This window comes from Embleya sp. NPDC020886, from assembly GCF_044333915.1.
Taxonomy (GTDB): Bacteria; Actinomycetota; Actinomycetes; order Streptomycetales; family Streptomycetaceae; genus Embleya.
In genome coordinates this window covers 128281-152093 of record NZ_JBIRRX010000013.1, presented here as the reverse complement: position 1 = coordinate 152093, position 23813 = coordinate 128281, and the positions used below count along the sequence as shown (strand labels likewise).

Annotated in this window: 15 protein-coding genes; 6 read left to right on the top strand and 9 right to left on the bottom strand. The window is 72.4% G+C overall.

The window, feature by feature from the left end:
• Positions 1-58: 58 nt before the first annotated feature.
• Positions 59-2302: a serine/threonine-protein kinase gene (locus ACH4U8_RS35080; protein WP_395782439.1), complete on the bottom strand. Its 2244-nt coding sequence runs from the start codon at positions 2300-2302 to the stop codon at positions 59-61.
• Between the two features lie 377 nt (positions 2303-2679).
• Between ACH4U8_RS35080 and pucL the strand changes: the two genes are divergently transcribed.
• The gene (pucL, locus tag ACH4U8_RS35075) at positions 2680-3585 is read left to right on the top strand and encodes a factor-independent urate hydroxylase (RefSeq protein WP_379992726.1); all 906 of its coding nucleotides are present in this window, start codon (positions 2680-2682) and stop codon (positions 3583-3585) included.
• A 162-nt stretch (positions 3586-3747) separates the two neighbouring features.
• On the opposite strand, the gene ACH4U8_RS35070 is transcribed toward pucL, so the two are convergent.
• Complete coding sequence (locus ACH4U8_RS35070; RefSeq protein ID WP_395782438.1) at positions 3748-4644, bottom strand: hypothetical protein; 897 nt, start codon at positions 4642-4644, stop codon at positions 3748-3750.
• Positions 4645-4887: 243 nt separating this feature from the next.
• Here ACH4U8_RS35070 and ACH4U8_RS35065 point away from each other — a divergent pair, with 243 nt between their 5' ends.
• Positions 4888-6870, top strand: coding sequence for an N-6 DNA methylase (locus ACH4U8_RS35065; RefSeq protein WP_395782437.1), 1983 nt, complete (start codon positions 4888-4890; stop codon positions 6868-6870).
• Here ACH4U8_RS35065 and ACH4U8_RS35060 read toward each other — a convergent pair.
• Positions 6867-8813 (bottom strand): protein kinase, encoded by a 1947-nt coding sequence (locus tag ACH4U8_RS35060; RefSeq protein ID WP_395782436.1) that lies wholly within the window; start codon positions 8811-8813, stop codon positions 6867-6869. The two genes, ACH4U8_RS35065 and ACH4U8_RS35060, sit on opposite strands and share 4 nt — an antisense overlap.
• Before the next feature lie 294 nt (positions 8814-9107).
• Between ACH4U8_RS35060 and ACH4U8_RS35055 the strand changes: the two genes are divergently transcribed.
• On the top strand, positions 9108-10397 hold the full coding sequence (locus tag ACH4U8_RS35055) for a citrate synthase (protein WP_395782435.1): 1290 nt from the start codon (positions 9108-9110) through the stop codon (positions 10395-10397).
• A gap of 173 nt (positions 10398-10570) precedes the next feature.
• On the opposite strand, the gene ACH4U8_RS35050 is transcribed toward ACH4U8_RS35055, so the two are convergent.
• Together ACH4U8_RS35050 and ACH4U8_RS35045 are read right to left on the bottom strand one after the other, a co-directional pair.
• Complete coding sequence (locus ACH4U8_RS35050) at positions 10571-12898, bottom strand: PQQ-binding-like beta-propeller repeat protein (RefSeq protein WP_395782434.1); 2328 nt, start codon at positions 12896-12898, stop codon at positions 10571-10573.
• 387 nt (positions 12899-13285) lie between these two features.
• On the bottom strand, positions 13286-14815 hold the full coding sequence (locus tag ACH4U8_RS35045) for an MFS transporter (RefSeq protein WP_360309373.1): 1530 nt from the start codon (positions 14813-14815) through the stop codon (positions 13286-13288).
• A 105-nt stretch (positions 14816-14920) separates the two neighbouring features.
• On the opposite strand from ACH4U8_RS35045, the gene ACH4U8_RS35040 reads away from it, so the two are divergent.
• Positions 14921-15556 carry a TetR/AcrR family transcriptional regulator gene (locus ACH4U8_RS35040; protein WP_360309375.1) on the top strand — a complete coding sequence of 212 codons (636 nt, stop codon included), beginning with the start codon at positions 14921-14923 and terminating at the stop codon, positions 15554-15556.
• Positions 15557-15610: 54 nt separating this feature from the next.
• On the opposite strand, the gene ACH4U8_RS35035 is transcribed toward ACH4U8_RS35040, so the two are convergent.
• Positions 15611-16291 carry a DUF305 domain-containing protein gene (locus ACH4U8_RS35035; RefSeq protein ID WP_360309376.1) on the bottom strand — a complete coding sequence of 227 codons (681 nt, stop codon included), beginning with the start codon at positions 16289-16291 and terminating at the stop codon, positions 15611-15613.
• Positions 16292-17087: 796 nt separating this feature from the next.
• Here ACH4U8_RS35035 and ACH4U8_RS35030 point away from each other — a divergent pair.
• Entirely contained in the window at positions 17088-18782 is a 1695-nt protein-coding gene (locus ACH4U8_RS35030; RefSeq protein WP_395782433.1) for a class I adenylate-forming enzyme family protein, read from the top strand.
• A 120-nt stretch (positions 18783-18902) separates the two neighbouring features.
• Here ACH4U8_RS35030 and dapD read toward each other — a convergent pair whose 3' ends face one another.
• Positions 18903-19898: a 2,3,4,5-tetrahydropyridine-2,6-dicarboxylate N-succinyltransferase gene (gene dapD, locus ACH4U8_RS35025; protein ID WP_379991937.1), complete on the bottom strand. Its 996-nt coding sequence runs from the start codon at positions 19896-19898 to the stop codon at positions 18903-18905.
• A gap of 41 nt (positions 19899-19939) precedes the next feature.
• Complete coding sequence (locus ACH4U8_RS35020) at positions 19940-22834, bottom strand: ATP-binding protein (protein WP_395782432.1); 2895 nt, start codon at positions 22832-22834, stop codon at positions 19940-19942.
• Between the two features lie 364 nt (positions 22835-23198).
• Between ACH4U8_RS35020 and ACH4U8_RS35015 the strand changes: the two genes are divergently transcribed.
• Positions 23199-23609, top strand: a complete 411-nt coding sequence (locus ACH4U8_RS35015) for an OB-fold domain-containing protein (RefSeq protein ID WP_360309383.1) — start codon at positions 23199-23201, stop codon at positions 23607-23609.
• A gap of 63 nt (positions 23610-23672) precedes the next feature.
• On the opposite strand, the gene ACH4U8_RS35010 is transcribed toward ACH4U8_RS35015, so the two are convergent.
• Positions 23673-23804: a hypothetical protein gene (locus ACH4U8_RS35010; RefSeq protein ID WP_360309385.1), complete on the bottom strand. Its 132-nt coding sequence runs from the start codon at positions 23802-23804 to the stop codon at positions 23673-23675.
• Positions 23805-23813: the final 9 nt, after the last annotated feature.

Sequence of the window (23813 nt, the reverse complement as noted above, 5' to 3'; positions counted from 1 at the left end):
GATCGGGCCCGCCGGTCGGCGGCGGGCCCGATCGACGGGCCGGGGGCGCGGGCCGCGGTCAGTGTGTCCGGTTCGCTTCGGTCGGTGGGTGGTTGCCGGCGGGCGGCGAACCGGCCGCGGCCTTGCCGCGTGCGTCGAGCACGGCCAGCACCAGCGTGGCCAGGCCGGCCAGGCCCGCCAACACCGAGATGCCGGGCAGGATCACACCCATGACCATGTTCTGGGCGTCGCGCCAGGCGGAGTCGGTGAGCCGGAACAGCCCTATCCCGACGGCGGTCAACCCGAGGAGCATGATCACCGCGTGCCAGATCACCGGGTTGGCCGGCCGCGGCTCGACGGCCGGCGCGGGAGCCGGCGGGAACGGCGTGCCGGTCGGGAGCGGCGGCGCCTGGGCCGCGGCGGCGACGGGCGCGCCGGCCGGGATCGGCGGGGCGGCGGGCGGCACTTCGTCCCACGTGCTCAGCCGCGGGGTCGGCGGGGCCGCGGCCCCGTGGGCGACCTTGACGGTCTCGTCGTCGGTGCGGCCGGGCGCGGGCGCGGTGGACCCGTGGGCGACCTTGACGGTCTCGTCGTCGGTGCGGCCGGGCGCCGGCGCCGCGGCCCCGTGCGCGACCTTGACCGTCGCGTCGTCCGTGCCGGCGGGCGCGGGCGCCTCCGGGTCCCGGGCCACCTTGACGGTCTCGGCGTCGGTACCGCGCCGGATGACCGGCACCCGGACCGGCGCGCCGCCGTCGTAGGGCTTCCTGGCCGCGGGCTTGTCGGCCGGGGGCGCGTCGGCGTCGGCCGCCGCGTCCACCCCGCCCGCCGGCTTCCCGGCGGCGTCCTTTCGGCCCGAGCGCGCGGCAGGGGTCGCCGCGGGGGTCGCGTCGTCGGCCTCGTCCACGCCTTCGGCGCCGCCCGCCCGGCCGGCCCCGGCCTTCCCGGCGCCCTTTCCGCCCACCTTGGCGGCGGGCGTCACCACCGGAGTCGCGTCGGCGTCGGCCGCCGTGTCGGCATCGCCCGCCGGCTTCCCGGTGCCCTTCTTGCCCGTTCGTACGGCGGGCGTCGCCACCGGAGTCGCGTCTTCGTCGACCTCGGCGGCGACCGCCGTCGGCTTCGCGTTGCCGCGCTTGCCCGCCGGGGTCGCGGGTGTCGCCACCGGGGTCGGGTCGTCCCCGTCTTCCGCCGCGTCGTCGTCCCGCTCCGCGTCGGCCTTCGCGGCCGGCTTCCCGGCGCCCTTCCCGGCTCCGCGCGCGGCGGACGTCGCGACGGGAGTCTCGTCGTCGTCGGTGTCCTTGCCCGTGCGTATCGCCGCCGGCGCCGGCGCGACCAGCGCCGCGAGCGCGGGCACCTCGGCCGTCTCCGGCTCCTCCGCCTCGTCGTCCCCCTCGCCCGACCCCGCCTCCGCACGCTCGGCAACATCCGAGCCCGAACCCGAGCCCGAACCCGAGCCGCCATCCGCAGACGCGGAGAGCGCGGAGAGCGCGGCGAGTGCCGCCACGTCTTCCGGAAGCCAATCCTCGCTCGGCTCCGCAGCCGCGAACCGCGCCACCAGGTCCGCCGCCGAAGGCCGCGCGGTGGGGCGCTTCTTCAGGCAGTCGGCGACGATCTCGCGCAGCCAGTCCGGGAGTTCCGCCAGGTCCGGCATCTCGCGCACGACCTTCTGCGCGATCTCGGCGACCGACCCCGCCCCGAACGGGGCCACGCCGGCCGCATGGCACAGCACCCCGCCCAGTGCGAACACGTCGATCGCCGGGCCTATGGAGCCGCCGGTGACCTGCTCCGGCGCGGGCAGTCCGGGCACGTCCACGACGCCCGTCCGGGTCATCCCGGCCGAACCGAGTGCCCGGGCCAGCGCGTAATCCGCGACGCGCGGCCCGTCCGCCGCGAGCAACACGTTCGCGGGCTTGAGGTCACGGTGCGTCAGATCGGCCTCGTGGATCGCCGCGAGTCCCTCGGCCAACCCCGCGCCGAGCGCCCGCAACGTGTGTTCCGGCAGCGGTCCGTGCGTCGCGACCGCCGTCTCCAGGGACGGGCCGGCCACGTGCTCGACGACCAGCCACGGCGGAGTGCCGTCCGGGTCCGCGTCCAGGACGTGCGCGACGTGGGTACCGCCGACCTCCTGCGCGGTCGTGACGTCCTTGCGGAAACGCTCCAGGAATGTCTTGTCGGACGCCAGATCCGGCCGCACCAGCTTGACCGCGACGTGCTCACCGCCGGGCGCGCGCCCGAGGAACACCGCCCCCAGGCCGCCCTGACCCAGCCGGGCCGACAGTCGGTACCGCCCGACAACCCCGGGATCGCCCGGCTCCAGCGGATCCATGACTGCCGCCCCCTCTACGTACGTGCCGTGCCAAGGCAGGGAGCGGCTCCAGGGCATGCCAACGGCCCTGTCGGTCTCGCCTCCCCGCGGACTGTTGCCGCAGCCTACCCCGCGAGCCGAGGCCCCACCGAGGACCCGGACCGGCCGGTCGACCGGCGTCCGCCGATGCCGCGACATCCGCGGACCGGCGGGACATGTCCGGATTCGCGCCTTTGACCACGCTCCGCGCGCGCGGCTAGCTTCACCCCGCAGCGGCTGCACCGCGCCGTCGTGGACCAGGCAGCCGTTCGGCCCGCGACCGGTGCGTCACGCAGCCGTCCGGCACAACACGGGTGTCACCCGGCAACATCACCCCACACGGCGAGGGAGCCGAACCGATGGCGATCGTTCTGGGCCCGAATCGATACGGCAAGGCCGAGGTACGACTGGTCCGGGTCACCCGGACCACCGCGACCGAGCACGAAATGGCCGATCTCAACGTGTCCGTGTCGCTGTCCGGCGACCTCGCGGACACCCATCTGCGCGGCGACAACGCCCATGTCGTGCCGACCGACACGATGCGCGCGGTGGTGTACGCCTTCGCGCAGGACGAACCGCTGCCCGCGATCGAGGCGTTCGGGCTGCGGCTGGCCCGGCACTTCGTCGACGCGTACACCCCGATCGACACCGCGCGGGTGCGCGTCCGGGAGTATCCCTGGATCCGGGTCCCCGGCACGCACGGACCGCATCCGCACGCGTGGACCCGGGCCGCCGGCTCCCGGTACGCGGGTGTCGTGCACGGGCCGGCCGGTACCGAGGTCTGCTCGGGGCTGGCGGACGTCACCGTGCTCAAGTCCACCGGGTCGGAGTTCCACGGTTTCCTGACGGACCGTTACACCACGCTGGCGCCGACCCGGGACCGGGTGCTGGCCACCAGCGTGCACGCGTGTTGGCGGCATCGGCGCGACGAGGGCGACGAGGGCGGCGGTACGCCGACCGACTGGGACGCGTCGTTCGGCGCGACCCGCGACACGTTGTTGCGGACCTTCGCCGAGACGCACAGCCTGTCCCTGCAGCAGACCCTGTACACGATGGGCGAGGCGGTGTTGACCGAGCGGGAGGAACCGGTCGAGGTGCGACTGGAGTTGCCGAACAAGCACCATCTGCCGGTCGACCTGGACGCGTTCGGTCTGCACAACGCGGGCGAGGTCTACCAGGTGCCGGATCGGCCGTACGGCCTGATCGAGGGCACGGTCCTGCGCGACGACGCGGCACCGGCGCTCGCCGACCTGCCCTGGCAGTAGGCCCGATCCGGCCGGAGCGGCCGGCGGGTTCCCAACCCGTCCCGGGCATGCCGCGGGGGCGGGGCACCCAATGGCGCCCCGCCCCCGCGTCCCCCACCCCCCCGGATGAAAGTCGATCCCCCGGACGAAGGTCTGTGTCGTCCTCTCCGGGCCCGGCGTTCGTCAGCCGAGGTTCTCGATGCCCGCGGTGCCCTTCTCGACGTCGAGGATCTCGACGGAGGAGACCTTGCGGGTGGTGTTGCTCTCGGCCCACTGCTTGGCCTCGTTGGCGAGCTTGCCGCCCTTGTCCATCCGGGCGGACTCGGCGGAGAGGTTCTCGGTGAGCGAGACCTCGGCCGGCAGCGTGGTGAGCACCGCGACGTCGTAGCCGGAGTAGGTCTTGGTGATCCGGACCTTGGTGACCAGCGAGCCGTAGGTCGTGGTCTTCAGCTTGGCGAGCAGGTCGGCGGCGTACTTCTGCGAGCCGGCCTTGTCGGTGTCCTTCTCCGCGCCGTTCTCGATGCCGGCGGTGCCCTTCTCCTTGTCGAGCACCGACACCGAGGAGATGTTCAGGCTCGACGAGTCCTGCGCCCACTGCATCGCCTCGACGGCGAGCTTTTGGCCCTTGTCCATCCGGGCGTTCGCGCCCTTGGCGTCCTCGGTGATGGAGATCTCGGCGGGCAGCGTCGTGTTGACGGTGACCTCGTAGCGCTCGTACTGCTTCGCGATCCGGACCTCGGACACCACGCCGCCGTGCTTGGTGGTCTTGAGGTGGGCCAACAGGTCCTGGGCGGCCTTGTCGGTGCCGCCCTTCGGCTCGGCCTTGTCGTCCGCCTTCGGCGACTCGCCCTTGGGTGCCGCGCTCACGTCGGCCGCGCCGGTGGTCTTGGGCGACTCGACCGAGGCACTGGCCGCCTTGCCCTCGTCCTTCTTCTCCGGTCCGCAGGCGGCGAGCGAGCCGGTCAGGGCGATCGTCGCGGCGACGGCCACGGTGGTGATCAGGCCGCGGCGACGTCCGCGCGGGGTCGCGGTCGAGGCGGACTGCAGCGGGACGGTCGGCCGGGGAGCGAGCGCGGACATGAGGGATTCCCTTCGGTGGCACTGCGGGATCGGCCGCCTGGCGGCGCCGACCGGGTCGGTCGGCCCGAGCGGCCGACCGTGGGACGACAGTGCGGTGCGGGTGTTTCCGGGGTTGCTCCGTGCTGTCGAGGTCAATAGAAGCAGTGCCTGTGAACGCTGTCAACACTCGATCTACTCACGCATTACGTCGCCTCTCTATGGTTAACTCCGGATGGTTCACAATCCCGCCATGAGGAGGAGACGGTGCCCACCAGCCCCCAGGTCACCGCTGCCGAGATCGCCCGCATCGCGGGTGTCGGGCGCGCCGCCGTGAGCAACTGGCGTCGGCGCTTCGACGACTTCCCGCGGCCGGTCGGCGGCAGCGACGCCAGCCCCACCTTCGCGCTGTCCCAGGTGGAGGGCTGGTTGCGGGCCCAGGGCAAGATCGCCGAGGTGGCCCCCGAGGAGCACCTGTGGCGCATGGTCGCCGCCTCGGGCGACATCCCCGAGCGGCTCGCCGACATCGGCGACCACCTGCTGGCCGGCTCACCCGCGCCGGTCGGCCCGCACGCCGCGCTGCTGCGCGCCGCGACCGACCTGGCCGGCAGCCGCGGGGCCCCCGCGGTGTTCGCCGACCTCTACACCCGATTCGCCGAATCGGCCGCCGGCCCCGGCGGGGTCACCCCGCCGGCCACCGTCGCGCTGATCGCCGAACTCGCGGGCGTGGGGCGCGAATCCGCGACCTCGGTGCTGAACCCCGCGACCACGCACGGCGACCTGCTGCTCGGCTTCGTACGCACCGCACGCACCCTGCGCGGACAGACCGAGGCGCCCGCCCTGGCCCGACTGGTCCGGGCCCGGATCGCGCTGCACCCGGACGCGGGCCCCGACACCGACGTAGCCATCGCCGAGGACGACGCGCTGCGCGCGGACGCCTGGCCCGGCGAACTGTTCGACACCGTCGTGGGCAACCCGCCGTTCAACGACCGCAACTGGGGCCACGACGAACTGGCCTACGATCCGCGCTGGGAGTACGGCCTGCCGGCGCGCACCGAATCCGAACTGGCCTGGGTGCAGCACGCGCTCGCACACACCCGGGTCGGCGGTCGGGTGGTGCTGCTGATGCCGCCCGCCGTCGCGGCCCGCGGCTCGGGGCGCCGGATCCGGGCCGAACTGCTGCGCCGGGGCGCACTGCGCGCGGTGATCGCGCTGCCGGCGGGCGCCGCGCCGCCCTTCGGGGTCGCGCTGCACCTGTGGCTCCTGGAACGACCCACCGGCGCGCTGATGCCCTCACACGTGCTGTTCGCCGCGCTGGAGGATGCGGCCGAGGCGCGGGCCGCGGTGGGCGCCTGGCGCGAGTTCGGCACCGACCCGGGCGCGCTGGTCGAGGTGCCCGGTCGCCACCGCGCCGTGCCGCTGATCGAACTGCTCGACGACAACGTCGACCTGACCCCGGCGCACAACCTGCCCGAGCGCACCGACCTGAACGTGGCCGAGCGGGTGCACGACACGCGCGAACGCCTGCTCGCCCTGCTGACCCGGCTCCCGGCGCTGGTGCCCCCGGTGCCCGACGCCGACACCGGCACCCCGACCTGGCGCTCGGTCGCCCTGGCCGACCTGGCCCGCACCGGCGCGGTCACCCTGTACCGCAGCGCCTCCCGCTCCGGGCGCGGCGGCCGGGAGACGCCGACCGGGCCGACGGTGCCGATGCTCACCACCACCGACCTCGCCGCCGCCGTCCCGCCCAGCGCGCGGCTGGCCGCGGCCGAGGCGGACGAGGCGCAACATCCCCGGATCCGGGCCGGCGACGTGATCGTGCCGACCCTGCTCGGCAGCGGCGAGAGCGGCTGGGCGGACGCGGTCCGGGTGGCCGGGGCCGCCGAGCAGGGCGCGGTGCTCGGGCCGAACCTGCATCTGCTGCGCCCCGATCCGGCCACCCTCGACCCGTGGTTCCTGGCCGGGTTCCTGACCGACCCGGCGCACGCCAAGCGGGCCGGCTACGGGTCCAGCATCGTCCGGGTCGACGTGCGCCGGATCGAGATCCCGCTGCTGCCGCCCGCCCGGCAGCGCGCGTACGGCGAGACCTTCCGGGCGCTGCGCGCGTTCGTGGCCGAGCTGCGCGCCACGGCGGCCCTCGGCGAGGAACTCGGCCGGGGCCTCCTGGAGGGCCTCACCGCCGGCCTGCTCAGCCCGCCGGACCCGCCGCCCGGCCCGGAAACCCGACGACGCGTCGCCGACGCGCCTTAGCGGCCCTCCAGGGCCCTGAGGACGGCCTGGGAGCGGGCGGCGGGGGCGGCGGAGCGGAACGCTCCGGACGGGGGCAGAGCCGCCGCCGCGGCGGCCCAGTGCGGGCCGGTGTAGCAGCGCACCAGGGCCTCGGCGGCGGCACGGTGCACGTCGCCCATCGAGTACAGCTCCTCGCCGGGGACGATCCGGTGTCGCCGGGTGGTCCGGGGGTCGGCGGCCGGCCACTGTCGGTGGACCACCAGCCGGGGTTCGTCCGCGGGCTCCGGCGCGCTCAGCGTGGAGAGCGAGAGCGGGTACGGCAGCAGCGGGCCGACCAGGTCGCACAGGCCCCACAACACCGCGTCCGGATCCGGCACGCCGTCCGCCTCGGACAACGCGAACGTCGCCTCCGGCCGGGTGAGCAGCGCCGAGACCACGTCCAGCAGCACGTCGGGATGCCGGCCGGCGCGCTGCCGCAGGCCGCCCTCGCGGCGGGCCAGCTCGGCGTGCAGCACCGCCGGGTCGAGCCGGGGCACGGCCCGGCCGCTCGGGTGGTCCAGGTCGGGCAGCTCGGTCGGGGCCGCGCCCAGGGCGAGCGCGTGCCGGGGTCCGACGAGCGGGGTCGCGCCGGGACCGGGCCCGGGCGGCGCGATCAGCACCAGGGCGTGCGCGGCGGTGCGCCGGATCAGCGTCGGTCGACCGCCCAGCGTGCCGAAACGGACCGCGGATCGGCGCGGCCCGTAGTACCCGGCGCCCAAGGGCGGCCCGACCACCGGCGCCAACACCGCGTGCCGGCGGCGCAGGTCCGGTTCGGACAGTGACGAGGCCAGCACGGTCGCCGCCCCGGTGTCGCTCACCTCGTAGCGGATGCGGTCGAGCATGGCCGCGTGTGCGTACGGATCCTCGGTGTAGCGCCTGGTCGGGGCGGGCGCCGGTCGGTCCACCGTCGGCTCGGCCGCCCGTCGGGAGGCGGGTCGGACCGGGCGCGGGCGCTCGGCCGAGGGGGCTCGGGCGGGCTCCGGCTCGGGCGCCGGTCGCGGGGGCCGGCCGTCGGGCTCGATCGCGGGCCGGATCCGCCGCTCGTGCTCGTGGAGCAGTTCGAGCACCGGGCGCGGCAACCACGTGGCCGCCTCGTGCGGTCGCCGGCGGTTGGTCAGCAGGTCGGCGAAGTCGGCGACCACCCGGTCCGGCGTCGGCCGTCGGTCGGCGCGCCGGCGCAGGCACGACTCGACCAGCGGCAGCAGTGCGTCCGGCAGCCCGGTCAGGTCCGGGTCGCGGTTGCGCACGGCGTTCATCACCCGCATCGCGCTGCCCTCGTACGGCGCGTGACCGGTGCCCGCGAACAGCAGCGTGGCGCCCATCGCGTACACGTCCGAGCGCACCGTGCCGGACTCGCCCTCGATCTGTTCGGGGGCCATGTACGCGATCGTGCCGACCAGGTTCACGGTGTCCTGGTCCTCGGCGAGCGCGAGCCCGAAGTCGATGACCTTGGGGCCGTCCAGGGTGACCAGGATGTTGCCCGGGGCCAGATCGCGGTGCACCAGGCCCGCGCCGTGGATCGCGCCGAGCGCCTCGGCCACGCCCGCGGCCAGCCAGCGCACCGCGTCCGGCGGCAGCGGGCCGCACTCGTCGACCACCTCGCGCAGCGACGGCGCGGGCACGTACGCGGTGGCCAGCCACGGCCGGGCGGCCTCGGGGTCGGCGGCCACCACCGCGGCCGTGAACACCCCGCTGACCAGCCGGGCCGCGTGCACCTCGCGGGCGAACCGGCGGCGAAAGTCCACGTCGTGGTCCAGCTCGGCCAGGATCGTCTTGATCGCGACCAGCCGTCCCGCGGGGGACAGGCCGAGGAAGACTCGCGCCATGCCGCCCCGGCCGAGTCGGGAGAGCACCCGGTAGGGCCCGATCCGGCGCGGATCGTACGCATCCAGGGGCGCCGGGCCCTGCCTCCTGGCATCGGTCACGCAACGTCCCCCCGGGCCACCCGATCGTGTGCCCTCATCATGGCGCCGCATGGGTGACACTCGTAGCGGGAAGCCGAAACGCGTGCACCGTTGCGACGATGACTCCGGGCGTCCGGACCCGCCACCCTGGGTCAGGTGACGCGGCTCACGGTTTGTCGCGCGGGTGGGAGGTGGCTGCGAGGTCGCCTCGCGCGCCTGCTATTCGTACTGATGCACACATGTCACAAAGACCGGAACCGCACGGACACGATCCGGGTGGCTGCCGGAGCCTGAGCCGAGAAGTAGGGGACCCCCATGAGCGAGGACTCGGTAGTACTGCGCCACCAAGGAAACGAGCACACACTTCCGCTGATCGAGGGCACCATCGGCGACACCGCCGTGGACATCTCGACACTTCGCGCCAAGACGGGGCTGGTGACCTACGACGGAGGGTTCGTCAACACCGCCGCGTGTAAATCGGCGATCACCTTCATCGACGGCGAGGAGGGCATTCTTCGCTACCGCGGTTATCCGATCGAGCAGATCGCCGAGCAGGGCACGTTCCTGGAGACGGCGTATCTGCTGATCTACGGCGAGTTGCCGTCGGTGAGCGCGCTGGACAACTTCCGCGACGAGATCACCCAGCACACCCTGCTGCACGAGGACGTCAAGCGGTTCTACGACGGCTTCCCGCGCGACGCGCACCCGATGGCGATGTTGTCGTCCGTGGTGTCCGCGCTGTCCACGTTCTACCAGGACAGCCACAACCCGTTCGACGAGGAGCAGGTCCGGCTCTCGGCCATAAGGCTGTTGGCGAAGTTGCCGACGATCGCGGCCTACGCGTTCAAGAAGTCCGTCGGTCAGCCGATGCTCTACCCGGACAACTCGCTCGGCTACGTCGAGAACTTCCTGCGGATGACCTTCGCGGTCCCGGCGGAGTCCTACAAGGCCGACCCGGTCGTGGTGGACGCGCTGGACAAGCTGCTCATCCTGCACGGCGACCACGAGCAGAACTGCTCGACCTCGACGGTGCGGCTGGTCGGCTCCAGCCAGGCGAACATGTTCGCGTCCATCTCGGCGGGCATCAACGCGCTGTGGGGCCCGCTGCACGGCGGCGCCAACCAGCAGGTGCTGGAGATGCTGGAGCAGATCAAGAACGACGGTGGCGACATCGACTCGTTCGTGAACAAGGTCAAGAACAAGGAAGACGGCGTGCGCCTGATGGGCTTCGGCCACCGGGTGTACAAGAGCCGCGACCCGCGCGCGACGATCATCAAGAAGGCCGCCGACGACGTCCTTTCCCGGATGGGCAAGAAGGACGAACTGCTCGACCTCGCGATGCAGTTGGAGGAGCGCGCACTCGCGGACGACTACTTCGTCGAGCGCAAGCTCTACCCGAACGTGGACTTCTACACCGGTCTGATCTACCGGGCGATGGGCTTCCCCACCGAGATGTTCACGGTGTTGTTCGCGATCGGTCGACTGCCCGGCTGGATCGCGCACTGGCAGGAGATGATCGCCGACCCGAAGGCGAAGATCGGCCGCCCGCGCCAGGTGTACACCGGCGTGGCGCTGCGCGACTACACCCCCATCGGTGCCCGCTGACCGTAGGGAGCACCCGGAAACGATCTTGGAGTCGAGGATCTCGAACCGCGGTTCGAGGTATTCGGCTCCAAGATCGTTGTGTTGTTCGGACCTGTCGTGCGGTCGGGGCCGATGGGCGGTCGGACCGTCGTGCGCGGCGCGGTGCCGCGCGGTCGCACGAGAACGCGTCGCGCTCAGCCGGTGGGCGTGGCCACCGAGGGGCCCTTTCCGGTCGCGGCGTCGAGCACGTACAGATGCCGGTCCGCGCTGCCCACGAACAGCAGCCCGTCGGCGACCACCGGCGAGGTCACCCGGCCTCCGGTGGTGAACCGCCAGCGGGGTTCGCCGCCCAGGCCGACCGCTATCACCGAGCCGTTGCTGCTGCCCGCGTACACGATGTCGTCGCCGACCACCGGTGAGGTGACCCACCCTTCGGCGCCGAACCGCCAGACACAGCGCGTGGTGTTCACGTCGACCGCGTACAGTCCGCCGTCGCCGCTGCCGAAGAAGGACAGGGTGCCGGACGTGGCGGGCTGGGCGACCGGGCCGCCCGCCCCGAACCACCCGCGCATCGCGCCGTCGGTGGCGTTGAGCAGGTAGAGGTACTGGTCGGTGCTGCCCACGTGCACGATGCCGTTCGCCACGGTCGGCGAGGACACCCAGCCGCCGGTGGCGAAGCGCCAGCGACACCAGCCGGTGGCGGCGTCCAGCGCGTAGACGCAGCGGTCGCTGGAGCCGAAGTAGACCGTGCCGTCCACGACGGTGGGCGAGGTGGCCCAGCCGCCGGTGGGGAAGCGCCAGCGACATCGCCCGGTGGCCGCGTCCACGGCGTACAGCGCGTTGTCGCTGGAGCCGAAGTACACGGTGCCGTCGGCCACCACGGGGGCGGCCACCACTTCGCCGCCGGTCGGGAAGCTCCACCGCCACTGCCGCGAGGTCAACTCCAGGGCGTAGACGTGGTTGTCCTGGCTGCTGAGGTACATCAGCTCGCCGTCCACGGCGGGCGGGTGCGACCAGCCCGACGAGTCGAACCGCCATTCGCGGGTGGCCAGATGCAGGGTGTGCAGCCCGTTGTCGTTGCTGTGCACGTGGACCCGAGCGGTGCGACCGGAACCCGCGCGCACCGGCGGGGTGAGGATCTCCCCGGTCGCGGTGAACCGCCACACCGGCGAGGTCTCCAGACCGCCGGTGGGGGTGCGCGGCGGCGTGGGGTGCTGGCGCGGTACGTCGGGCCCGCTCTCCGGCCACGTGACCGGAGAATTGGGTATCGGCGCGGGCGGCCTGGCCACCCGTTCGGTCGGCAGCGCCGGCGACGGGGACGACGTGGACACCTGCCGCCCCCCGACCGGTCGCGAGCCGCCCGGCTGCCCGGTCACCGGCGTGTTCGTCGGCGGCACCGGCGGTCGGGGCGGCGGCTTGCGGGTCGGGTTGGTCGGCGGGCGCTGCGGCGGTGGCGGCGCGGGCCGGTGCGGCTCGGGGCGCGGCGCCGGATGCGGCTCCTCGCGCACCTGGTTGGGCAGCTTGCCCATGTTGTTCGGGTCCGGGCGCACATTCTCCGGCAGCTCGGGACGCTCCGGCTCGACCAGTTCGCGCACCGGCGGCGTCCGCGGGCCCATCGTCGGCCGGTACTGGCTCTCGAACCGCTGCACCATCGCCGACGCGTTGTCCGGCAACTGACTGTCCGCGTCGCTGTCGTCCAGCAGCGGCGCGAGCTGGTTGAGCAACTGGGTCGGGCTCGGCCGGTGTTCCGCGGCGCGCTGCATGCACAGATTGACCAGGCCGGTCAGCTCCGGCGGCAGCCCGGCCAGGTCGGGGGAGCCGGTGACCAACCGCAGCAGCGCCTCGGCGGGCTTGCGGTCGGGGTAGGGCGAATGCCCGGTCGCGGCGTAAACCAGCGTCGCGCCGAGCGAGAACATGTCGCTCGCGGGGGTGATGTCACGGACACCCTGCGCCTGTTCCGGCGACATGTACGCCGGTGTCCCGACCGCGACGCCGGTCATGGTGAGCGAACCGAAGTCGGCGGCGCGCGAGATGCCGAAGTCGATCACCTTGGGCCCGTCGCTGGCCACCAGCACGTTGGACGGCTTCAGGTCGCGGTGCACCAGCCCGGCGGCGTGCACGGACTCCAGCGCCTCGGCGATACCCGCGGCCATCCAGCGCACCGCGCGCGGCGGCAGCGGGCCGCACGCGCGGACCAGGGATTCGAGCGAGGGCGCGGGCACGTACGCGGTGGCCAGCCACGGCACCGCGGCGTCCGGATCGGCGTTGACCACGGCGGCGGTGAACACACCGCTGACCCGGCGGGCCGCGGCCACCTCCTGCGCGAAGCGCGCGCGAAAGCCCGGGTCGCCGCCGAGTTCGGAACGGATCGTCTTGATCGCGACGAGTCGTCCGAAGGGCGAACGCCCCAGATAGATGCGGCCCATGCCACCGGCACCGAGTCGGCCGAGCACCACATAGGGACCGATCCGTTCCGGATCCCCCTTGGCCGGTGGCTCACCCGGCCATCCGTGTTCCGTCACAATCCCCCCGAAGTCGCCCCACCGCCCATCATCCCCGCCGAGCGGCCGTTTCGACAGGAACAGGCGGGAGGAGTGCCACGGCGCCGGTCGTCCCGTCGTCGCGATAGAGGTGCCCCGGGGTGGAGCACCCGCTGCCTGTCGCAGGGTACCCGCCTGCCCGGTCTGCCGCCCACGCCGCGTCCCGCTTCGACCGAAACACTGGGGATTCCCCCAGACGCCGATCACGAAGAGTGGCCGCGGAAGCGGGAATTCCAGCCCTGATCGGTTCGAATCGGACACGACACGGCCACGGACGCGAACACCCGGGCTCGGTTCGATGTGAACCGGGCCCGGGTGTCGCGGTACTGACGGTTTGTCAGTATGTCTGCAAGTCGGCCTGGTACGGCACTAGTGCAGACCGGCGGGGGCGTCCTTGGACAGCTCGGACTTGTCGACCCGGAGCACCACCACGGCGATCACGGCGGCGATGCCGAGCAGGATCGAAGCGGTCAGGAAGCCGGCCGTATAGCCCTCGGTGAGGGCCAGGTTGCGCACCGCCTCGCTGCCGATCGCCTTCTCGCCGAGCTTGGCGAACTGGTGCTCGAACTCGTCGTCCCGAGCGTTCGTGTAGATCGTGGTCAGCACCGCGATCGCCACCGCTCCGCCCACCTGCTGGGTGACGTTGAGCATCGCCGAGCCGATACCCGCGTCCTCCGGGGCGATCCCGGCCACCGCGGTGGCCATGATCGCGACGAAGATCAGGCCCATGCCCAGACCGAAGACCAGCATCGCGGGCAGCAGGCCCACGACGTAGTTCGAGTCGACCTTGAGCAGGGACAGGTAGAACAGGCCCAGACCGGCCAGCACCGGCCCCGCCGTCAGCAGCACCCGCGGCCCGATCTTGGGCAACATCACGCTGGTGAACTGGGCCGAGATCATCACGCCCGCGCACAGCGGGAGATAGGCCAGGCCGGCCTTGATCGGCGAGTAGCCCGCGACGATCTGCATGTAGAGCGTGATGAAGAAGAACGCGCCCATCATGCCGCCGGCGGCGAGCGCCATCACCACGTAGCTGGCCGAGCGATTGCGGTTGCGGAACAACCGCATCGGCATCAGCGGCCGTTCCACCCGCAGCTCGATCGCGATGAAGGCCGCGAGCAGCGCCGCCGACACGATCAGCGAACCCACCGTCAGCCCGTCGGTCCAACTCTTCTCCGCCGCGCGGATGACGCCGTAGACCAGCGCGGTCACACCGAGCGTGGAGGTCAGCGCGCCGGGGATGTCCAACCGGCCACGCCAGATTGCCTTCTCGCCGGTCTTGGCGTCGTCGGGTATCGCCAGCGGCAGCGCCATCACGAGCGCGATGCCGATCGGCACGTTGACGAACATCACCCAACGCCAGGACAGGTACTCCACGAGCAGGCCACCCATGAGCAGGCCGACCGCCGAACCCATGCCCGACACCGCCGCGTAGACCCCGAACGCCTTGTTGCGTTCCGGGCCTTCCTCGAAGGTGGTGGTCACCAACGACAGGACCGCGGGGGCCACCATCGCACCACCGACGCCCTGCAGGGCTCGCGCGGCCAGCAACAGCGCCTCGCTGGTGGCGAACCCGCCGAGCAGGCTCGCGGCGGTGAACACGATCAGGCCGAGCGCCAGCAGGCGGCGTCGGCCGAAGAGGTCACCGAGCCGACCGCCGAGCAGCAACAGGCCGCCGAAGGTCAGCATGTAGGCGTTCATCACCCACGAGAGCGATGTTTCGCTGATGTGGAGCGCCTTGCCCATGTCGGGCAGTGCGATGTTCACGATGGTCGCGTCGAGCACGATCATCAACTGAGCCCCTGCGAGCAGGGCCAGGGCCAATCCGCGACGCGCGTGGGGCGCTTCGGCGGCTGGGGATCCGGTCGAGCCGGCGACCTCGGAAGGTGCCGTCGTCATGGATTGCCTCGCATTACTAGTGGACGTGAGCGTTCTCTACGCGAACCTAGGGCTTTTCCCGTAGAGAACGCAAACGTTTTCTGTACCATGGCCGCGGAGGCGAGAGTGAGCACAGGAGTACGCGCGGGTCGAGTCGAGACAGCCCTGCTGGTCACCGACTACCGACAACGGCCCCGGAAGCGCGGCGTCACGCTGGAGCGAGCGATCACCGAGGCGGTGCTCGCCGAACTCGGCGAGCGCGGCTACGGCGCGGTGACCTTCGAAGGGGTGGCGACCCGAGCCGAGACCGGCAAGTCGGCGCTGTATCGCCGCTGGCCGGACAAGATGAGCATGGTCGCCGACGCGCTCTCCGCCGCTCTGCCCGACCCGCGATCGTTGACGCTGCCCGGCGAGTTGCGCGCCGACCTGATCGTCTACCTGGAGACCGTCGCGCAGGGCATGCACGGCGCACTCGGGCTGGGGATGCGGGTGCTCAGTGGCGAGATGTGCCGACACCACGAGCTCGGCGAGATGTGGGAGCAGCGGGTGATCGGCCCGTGGCAACGCCTCCTCACCGAACTGATCGGCGACGCGATCGCCCGGGGCGAGGCCCGCACCGGCGCGCTCGCCCCCGAATGTGTGCTCACCGGCCCCTCGGTCCTGTGCCAGCGCTTCACCCTCACCGGTGTGCCGATGTCCCGGGCCGAGATCGAATCCCTGGTCGACAACGCCCTGCTGCCGATGATGGCGGCGCGCAACTGACGCCCACGCCACGCCCGGTCGGCCCCGCCCGGTCTCCGGGCGGGGCCGACCGCATCAGTGGTGCGCGGGGGCGCCGGTGGTCGGCGCGGCGCTGCCGCCCCGGCCGCCGAGCAGACGCTTCATCAAGGTCACCTCGTCGGCCTGGGTGGCCCGGATCGCCTCGGCCAGCCCGCGCGCGTCCGGGTTGGTGCCCTTGGCGAGTTCGTCCTCGGCCATCTTGATCGCGCCCTCGTGGTGCACGATCATCAGCTCCAGGAACCGCCGATCGAAGTCGGCCCCCGACGACTTGCCGAACGCCTCCATCTCGGCGGCCGACATCATCCCGCTCATGTCGTGACCCATCGGCGCCGCGAGCGGCTTGCCCCACGCGGTCAACCAGCCCTTGAGCAACGCGATCTCCGGCGCCTGCGCCGCCTCGATCGCCGCCGCCAGCCGCTTGACCTCCGGGTCGGCCGCCTTGGCCGGCGCCTGCCGGGCCATCTCCACGGCCTGTTCGTGGTGCGGGATCATCATCTGCGCGAACATCACATCGGCGTCGGCGAACACCGCCGCGCCGGTGCCGGGCGAGGCCGGCGCCGTGGCCGCAGCGGTCGGCGCCGTGCCGCCGCCCTTCTTGCCTCGGTCCTCGTTCTCGTCCTCGTCCGCACCGCACGCGGCGAGCACGAGCGTGCCCGCGAGAGCGAGCGCGGCCAGGATGCGGGCGCGCCGAAGGCGCCCGTGGAAGTGCGACTGCATGGGGTTCGTCTCCCGGTCGTGACTACGATCCGGCCGGCGCCGGAGCGCGCGGGCCGGCAGGGCTGACGTGGCGTCACGGGCCGTGGCCCGCAACCGGGATCGCCCTATCTACGCAGCACCGAAAGCCGCACCGGATCCGGCGGTCGAAGCGGCGCCGACACGGCCCGCAACAGCCCCCACAACCCACGGACAACCGCCCGCCAAGCCCCCGGGCCAAGCCTTCGCGTCCGCCCCCGGACCAGCCGGACCAGCCCGAGCGCCAGCCCCCCGAACAACACCGCGACACAGATCAACCCGGACCCGGACCCGGAGCCCTCCCCGTGCCCGGCACCCCCACCGTGCTCGGAGCCGGACCCGACCGCGTCCCCGTGTCCGCCCATCCCGTCGCCGACGGTCGCCCCGCCCTGCCCGGCCATCGCAGCCGGCGCGGACGATTGCGGATGCCCGACGGTGTGCATCCCGACGGTGCCGACCAGAAGCAACAACAAGAACAACAACCGCCCGAACGACCCGGCGAGCCGGACCCGGAGCGGCCCGCCGCCCCCACCCACCTCCACCGCGCCACCCCCACCCGTCGACTCGGAACCGACAGCCTACCCATACCGGGTACCGGCACCACCGCGCCCACCCGCGACACGACCGACACCGCCACGCCACCGGCGCCTCGGGCCGTGCGGGTTCGTTGTGCCCACGACTTCGGCCGGTGGTGGTCGGGGCTCGGGTCGGACCTGAACACGTGTCAGATCACACCCCCTCATACTTGAATGACTCGATCAAGCAGTTCTAAGGTCCGGCCATGGCTCCCACCTCCGCCGCACCCGCCGACCCCACCCTCCGAGCCCTGACCGCCCCCGACGGGCCGTTCGCCCTCGTGGAAGAGGACGTCCTCGGCGTCCCGTCGCTGGTCCTGGCCGACCGGCCCCGTTCGATCAGCGCGTTCGTCGAACGGGCCCGTCGGTTCGGCGACCGTGAATACCTCGTGTACGAGGACCGCCGGATCACCTTCGCCGAACACGTGCGCGACGTCGCCTCGACCGCACTCGCGCTGCGTGAGCGCCACGGCATCGGCCCGGGGGACCGGGTCGCGATCCTGGCGGCCAACCGGCCCGAGTGGCTGACGGTATTTCAGGCCACCGCCGCGCTGGGCGCGATCACCGTCGGAATGAACGGATGGTGGGCCGCCGACGAGCTCCGTTACGGCGTACAGGACTGCGCGCCCAAGCTGGTGGTCGCCGACCGGCGCCGGCTGGAGCGGCTCGGTGGGGCCTCGGCGGCGGCGCGCAGCCTGGGTGTGCCCGTACTGGAGATCGAGGCCGACTGCGCCGCCCTGGCGGCCCACGCGCCCGACGCCGAACTGCCGCCGGGCGCCGCCGACGAGGACGACCCGGTGCTGATCCTGTACACCTCCGGCACCACCGGCCGGCCCAAGGGCGCCGTGCTCACCCACCGCAACGTGGTCGCGATGCAGAACCTCCAGGCGCTGCTCGGCGCCCGGGCGACCGCACACGTACCCGCCGAGAAGCTCGCCCAGGCGCCGCCCGGACGCTGGCTGGTGAACAGCCCGTTCTTCCACGTCTCGGGCCTGCTCGCGGGCGCGGTGGCCGCGCTGGCCGGCGGTCAGACCATGGTCCTGTACAGCGGCCGGTTCGAGGTGCCGCGGTTGCTCGAACTGATCGAGCGCGAGCGTTGCACCTCCTGGGCGTTGGTGCCCACGCTGGGCTGGCGGGTCGCCAACCACCCGGACACGCCGAACCGGGATCTGTCCTCGATCACCCGACTGGGCGGTGGCAGCGCGGCCTTCTCGCCCGAACTGGTGCGCCGGCTCCAGGAGGTGTTCCCGAACGCGAAGGGCGCACTCGGCGTCGGGTACGGCCTGACCGAGTCGGGCGGCGTGGCCACCACGGCCGGTGCCGCGCAACTGGAGGACGAGCCGGGCGCGATCGGCGCGGCGGTCCCGACGGTGGAGGTGACGGTCCATCACGAGGACGGCACCGAGGCGCCCGAGGGCGTCGAGGGCGAGTTGTGGATCCGCAGTCCGCTGGTGATGCGTGGCTACTGGCGCAACGACGAGGCCACCGCGAAGGCGCTCACCGCGGATCGCCGGCTGCGTACCGGCGACCTGGGATACACCCGAGGCGGTCGGTTCTACCTGGCCACCCGGCGCAGCGACCTGATCCTGCGCGGCGGCGAGAACGTCTACCCGGCCGAGATCGAACACTGCCTGGACGCGCACCCCGAGGTGGCCGAGTCGGTGGTGGTCGGCGTACCCCATCCGGAGTGGGGCGAGGAGGTCAAGGCGATCGTGGTGCCGGCGGCGGGAGCGGGGCTCACCGCCGAGTCGCTCGGCGCCTATGTCGCGGAACGGCTGGCCCACTTCAAGGTGCCCGCGCACTGGGAGCTGCGCACCGAGCCGCTGCCGCGGACGCCGACGGGGAAGGTCATTCGGGCCGTGGCCACGGGGGCGAAGGCGGGGGATCTGATCGAGGAGTGAGGGCCGATCCGCGCGCATCGCTCGCCGAGGTCGCAAGGCCGCACGCGTGGGTGTGCCGGGGCCGGCGCAGTGCGTGGGCCCGGTGGGGCCGCCCGGGAGGTGGGGCGGCCCCGGGCGGGGTCAGTCGTTCTTGTGGAGTTCCTCGTTGAGGGCGCCCCAGGACTTGGTGCGGGCGATGGCCTCGATCGTGCCGGTGACCGAGTTGCGGCGGAACAGGAGGCCGTCGCGGCCGGAGAGTTCGGCGGCCTTGACCACCTTGCCGTCGGGGGTGGTGACCCGGGTGCCGGCGGTGATGTAGCAGCCGGCTTCGACCACGCAGTCGTCGCCGAGCGAGATGCCGATGCCGGCGTTGGCGCCGAGCAGGCAGCGTTCGCCGACCGAGATGGTTTCCTTGCCGCCGCCGGAGAGCGTGCCCATGATCGAGGAGCCGCCGCCGATGTCGCTGTGGTCGCCGACCACGACGCCCGCGCTGATGCGGCCCTCGACCATCGACGCGCCCAGGGTGCCCGCGTTGAAGTTGCAGAAGCCCTCGTGCATCACGGTGGTGCCGGGGGCCAGGTGCGCGCCCAGGCGGACCCGGGTGGTGTCGGCGATCCGCACGCCGCCGGGCACCACGAACTCGGTCATCCGGGGGAACTTGTCCACACCGGCCACCTCGAACGGCACCCGCGCGGCCCGGGCCCGCAGCCGGGCGGCGTCCACGCCGTCGACCGGGACCGCGCCCAGGTTGGTCCACGCGACGTTGGGGAGCAGGCCGAACAGCCCCTCCAGGCTCTGCCCGTGCGGGCGGACCAGGCGGTGGCTGAGCAGGTGCAGTCGCAGGTACGCGTCGTGGGTGTCCACCGGGCCGGCGGCCAGCGACGCGATCACGGTACGCACGGCGACGACCTCGACCCCGCGCACCGGGTCGGTGCCCAGGCCGGCCGCGGCGTCGGCGCCGAGCGCCTCGATCGCCTCGTCGGCGGACAGGCGCACGGTCTCGGCCTTGCCGTCGACGTCGCCCGAGGTCAGCTCGGGTGCGGGGTACCAGGTGTCCAGGACGGTGCCGTCGGCGGCGATCGTCGCGAGACCGGCGGCGACGGCACCAACGGGGGAGGAAGCAGCAGTGTCGATCACCCCGCTACCGTACCGGGACCGCGCCCCGGAACCGATCGCGGCTACTCCGCCTCGGGCCGGCGGGTCGGGCCGTCGCGGAAGGGCCAGGTCTCGGAACGATCGCCGTCCGTGTCCGGGCGGGCCTCCTGATGCGGGATGCCGAACGGGCTGTATCCGCCGCTGTACTCGTCCACCCAGTCGTCCGCGTCCGCACGACCGTGATCGACCGGCGGCAGCGCGATGGCACCGACCAGGGACTCCACCATCGCCGCGGCCCGGGTCTGCACCGGGATCGCGCCACAGGCCATCGCGGTGTCCCGGGCCCGCTCCAACTCGCCGATGGCGTCCGGCTTGTGGCCGTCCTTGCGCAGCCGGTCACCGTAGGCGAGCAGCGCCTTGGCGTATTCGTAGTTGGCGCCGACGCCTTCCAGGGCCACCGCCGCGTCCCACAACGCCTGCTGTGCGTTCACGTTGTCCTCGATGATCCCGGCCACCCGCTTGGCCTGACCGGCGGCCACGGGGGCGTAGAACGTGTCGGCCCGGGTGACGGCCTGTTTGGCCACTTCCAGCGCCAGCTTCCGGTTCTGCCGCGGCCCCTCCGCGTTCAACGCCTCGGCGAGCAACAGGCCCCACGGGCACCACGCGGGGTTGTCCATGCCACGAGCGCGCAGCCGCTCGCCGAGCTCGGTCAGCGGCTGGATCACCTCGTCGTGCCTGCCCTGCGCGATCCGCAGTTCGGCGAGCACGATGGCGGGGACCGGCAGTACGCGGGTGGCCTGTTCGACCTTCGCCGGATCGTCGAAGCCGATCCGGCGCGAGGTGTTCTCGGCCTCGTCGATGTCGCCCAGCGCGATCAGGGTCTGGATCAGCACACCCGCCGCGTACCACTGCGACGGCGTGCCCTCACCGAGTTGCTCCGCCATCTCCAGACCGATCTCGGCCTGTTCGCGAGCCTCCTTGAGCCGGCCCATCCGGTAGTACAACATCGCCCGGAAGGCGTGGCCGTAGGACAGATGGGCACGCTGGCGGCCGTTGTCCCGGAGTTCGGCCATGCCCTTCTCCAGGAGTTGCTGGGCCTCCTTGAACAGGTCGCAGTAGATGAAGGTCAGGGTCAGCACCATCGGGATCTCGAAGCCCCAACCGTCCTCGACCCAACTGAACCCCTGACGTTCGTTGTTCGGCCGCACCGGCCCGAGCGCGGCCCGGGCGAACTTGGTGGTGGTCTGCAGCCGGCGTCCGCTGAGCACGCCGTACCAGGCGACCAGCGCGAACAGCGAGCAGTTCGTCCGGGACGTGGCGGCGCCTTCGGTGTTCAGCCGCACGGTCAGCCGTTGCAGGTTGTGGGCGCGCGACGCGAAGCCGGTGTCGTCCTCCCAGAAGGCGGCCCACATGAACAGGTCGGCGTACAGGCGCTGGCGCTTGGCCAGTGGGGTGATGTCGATCTCCTGTTCCAGGAGTTCGATGCTCTTGGGCAGTTGACCGCTGAACGCGAGCGAGCGGCCCAATTCGACGACGATGTTGGTGCGGAGCAGATCCACGCCCGGTTCGCCGGACTCCCGCAGCGCCTGTTGCAGTGGTTCGAGGCTGGCCCGGGGATTGTTCACGAAGTAGGCGCGGCCGATGTTGTAGTGCAGCCGGGCCCGCATGTCGCTCGGCGCGAGGTGGTCCAGGGCGTGCCGGAGGTAGGTCACGCCCGCCTCGGGGACACCGGACGCCAGACACTCGCGAGCGGCGTCCACCGCGATGCCCGTGGCCCAGCGGTCCTCGGTGCCGACGATCTGGAGCACGTGGGTCGCGGCGGTCTGCGCGGAGAACTGGTCCTCGCGCAACAGCCGGGCCGCCCGTGCGTGCAGGGCGGAGCGCTCGTTCGGGGCGAAGCAGTGGCTGTAGACCGCGCGTTGCACCAGCGAGTGGGTGAAGCCCCAGGCCGAGCCCGAATCGGTGACGTCGGTGAGGATCTCCTGCCGATACAGGTCCCACGCCGCGTCGACGATTTGCGCCGGGCTCATCCCGGACAGTTTCGAGGCCCGTTCGACGGTCAGGTGCGGCGTCAGGATCGCGGCGATCTGGGCGAGCCGGCGGGAATCGGGTCCGAGTCGGGCGAAGCGCTCCTTGAACTGCCCCTCGTGATACGCGTATGTCGCGTGCTCCTCCATCGCCTTGCCGTGTCGGGGCAACGCGGCCGAGGACGGCTCGATCCGGTTCTCCTCGATATAGCGCAGGAGTTCGCGCAGGGTCTGGGGCAACCCGCCACAGAAGCGATGGCATCCCTCGATGAACTCCCCGTCCACCGGTTGGTTCGGGAAACGGTGCCGAATCACCGTCGCGGCGCCTTCGATGCTCAACGCGGTGAGTCGAGCGACCCTGGTGACCGCGACGTCGTTCAACGCCCGGAGCGAGTCGGCGAGCAGGTCGCTGTATTCCTCGGGGCGGTACGAGACCACGATCAGCACCGGGAACTCGCGCGCCTGGAGGCCGAATCGGGCGAGCCACTCCATCGAGGGCCGGTCGGCCCAGTGCGCGTCGTCGACCACGATGATCAGCGGGGTGCGGTCCGGCGACAGGTAGCCGTGCATGACCGCGTCGAGGGCGTTGCGCACGGTCTCGGTGTCCGGGGACTCCTTGGGCTGGCGCGGGACCATGCCGAAGATCGGCGCGAGGATCCCGAACCACTCGCCCAGTCGCTCCTTCCGCCCCGGCTCGTCCAGCCTGTACAAATCGTTGAACAGTCGCTTCACCAGACCGTAGACCCGGACCTTCTCCAGGTCGTACCCGGTCACATCGAGTGAGGCGAAGCCCTCGGACACGGCGGTGCGCTTGATCCAGTCCAGCACGGCGGACTTGCCCATGCCGGCCTCGCCCTTGACGATCGCGACCCGGCCCTCGCCGGTGTCGCGGACCGCGAACAGGTGTTCGCGGAGCTCGCCTTGGATGAATTCGCGCTCGACGAGAGGCATGGGCTCCGTCCTGGAGGCGGGTTCGGGTGTGTGCTCGCGCCCCAGGTCACCCGGGCGCGGTGCCATGCGTGGTGCCCTCATCGCGCAACCTCTCTGCCGTGCGTCCCCACCCCGAGCCCGCGCGGAACGATTACGCGCCGTGGCGGATCACTTGCGCTACCCATCCTGCGCCAATCACGCAAGCCCTGTCCCCGACTTGGCCGAGAAGTCCTGTCGACGTCCTCCCCTCGGGGGGTGCCGTTTTCGCCGACGGGAACGCGTGTGCGACCGATTCGGCAACCACGCGCTTGGTGCGCGAGCATGCAGCCGAACGCTCGTTTCGAACATCGACGGGCGAGACGAAGTACGACCGAACGGAAAGGCCGTGACACCCGTGTTGGGACCGCAGATCGGTGTACCCGTGACCCCCGCCGCGTCGGTGCGGGTGCCCCCGGAACAGGGGGAGTTGCGCTATCAGCGCTGCGGCGCGTGCGAGACGGCGAACTTCGCCCCCACCGAGATGTGCCGGGGTTGCTCGTCGCGTGCGTTGCAGTGGGCCACCAGTGCCGGGCGCGGCAGCGTGTACAGCTGGACCGTGGTGCGTCGGCCCGCCGCGCGCGAACCCGGCGACCCGTACGCGGTGGCGATCGTGGACCTGGACGAGGGCTATCGCATGCTCACCAACCTGGTCGAGGTGGAACCGACCGAGATCCACTCGGGCATGCGGGTGCGGGTGGACCTGCGGCCGACGGGCGAGGAACGGGTGCTGCCGTTCTTCACGCCCGACCGGAGCTGACACCGCGAGCGCGGCCCGCCCGCCGATCGACGTCGAACGGTTGCCGGGCGCGAGTGGCGACGATTACCCGGGCCGGCGGGGGCAGGCGCGGCGGCAGCGCTCGACCACGAGGGTCACCCGGGCGGTCGCCGCGCCCACGCGCTTGAGCAGATCCAGCCGGACGATGCCGCCGCACGGGGGCGTGGGAAGTGTCATGTGCGAATG